Annotated in this window: 2 protein-coding genes and 1 pseudogene; 2 read left to right on the top strand and 1 reads right to left on the bottom strand. The window is 66.0% G+C overall.

Annotation, left to right across the window (positions count from 1 at the left end):
- On the top strand, positions 1-392 hold a 392-nt coding region (locus A9Z05_RS27470), incomplete at its 5' end, for a LysE family translocator (RefSeq protein WP_371090923.1).
- Between the two features lie 110 nt (positions 393-502).
- A complete protein-coding gene (locus A9Z05_RS27465; protein WP_050017178.1) occupies positions 503-751 on the top strand; it encodes a hypothetical protein in 249 nt (82 codons plus the stop codon).
- Positions 752-883: 132 nt separating this feature from the next.
- On the opposite strand, the pseudogene A9Z05_RS38060 reads toward A9Z05_RS27465, so the two are convergent.
- Positions 884-1,038, bottom strand: a pseudogene (locus A9Z05_RS38060) (aromatic acid/H+ symport family MFS transporter); the annotation flags it as partial.

The raw sequence follows: 1,038 nt of genomic DNA, 5'->3' as shown, positions 1-1,038 counted from the left end.
CGATCCTCGAAGCCGCGAGCGTCGCGTATCTGCTATACCTCGCATGGCGCATCGGCACGTCGGGCGAAGTGAAAGCGCACGGCGCCAAGCCGCGCCCGATGACGTTCATCGAAGCCGCCGCGTTCCAGTGGGTCAACCCGAAAGCGTGGATGATGGTGCTGACCGCCGCGACGACGGTCCAGCTGTCCGCCGACTACGGGATGAACGCCGCATGGATGTCCGTCGTATTCATCCTGATCGGCTTCCCGTGCATCTGCCTGTGGGCCGCGTTCGGCCTCGGCCTGCGGCGCTTCCTGTCGAATCCTCGCGCGCTGCGCGTCTTCAACGTGACGATGGCCGTGCTGCTGATCCTGTCGCTGTATCCGCTCGTCGCCCATCTGCTGCCGCAGTGAGCGCTCACAAGCGCGCTCGTTGAGCTTCGCGTGATGGAGGCGTACCCTTTCGGTACGGGCGCGTGCAACCGCTTCGGCGGTTGCACCGCTGCTCTGCATGGAGATTGCTGATGAAGCCAATGCTGAGAGCGGGCGAGCACATCGAAGGCATGCACTGGATCGCCGAGTATCACCCGCTCACGCACGATATCCGCGTGCTGCGCGAGAACATCGAAGTCGGCACTTACTGCGCGCCGCCAACGCTGTTCGGTGACGAAGAGGAAATGGGCGCCGCGAACCACGACGATCATCGCAGCCGGGAAGCCGCGTTGCGCGCGTATTTGCGCAATTTCGTCAAGGAGCACGACGCGGAGGAGTAACGGCGCGGCCGCCGGAATGTCGACGGGCCGCGAAGGCGGCCCGGTCTGCTGTCCTGCGTCGGTCGATTGGCTTGCAACCGACCCGAATCCATCATCCACTGGGCCGGCGCACCGCACCGGCCCGCACGCCGTTCAATGCCCGAGCGACTCGATCTTGCCTGCCGGCTGCGCGACGCCATGCGGCCGCGCCATCTGCTTGATCAGCAGCGCGGCGCAGGCCAGCACGCCCGCGACGGCGATCGTCGCGAACACGCCAGCGAACGAGAAGTGCCGGCGCGTCAGTTCGG

Origin of the sequence: Burkholderia sp. A2, assembly GCF_001729305.1 — a bacterium.
Taxonomy (GTDB): Bacteria; Pseudomonadota; Gammaproteobacteria; order Burkholderiales; family Burkholderiaceae; genus Burkholderia; species Burkholderia sola.
Note: the sequence above shows the minus strand (reverse complement) of the source record. Positions and strands in the feature narration are given on the sequence as shown.

What these genes read in the sequence shown, in the direction of transcription:
- A9Z05_RS27465 (WP_050017178.1), top strand. Translation starts at nt 503, where the DNA reads ATGAAGCCAATGCTGAGAGCGGGCGAGCACATCGAAGGCATGCACTGG.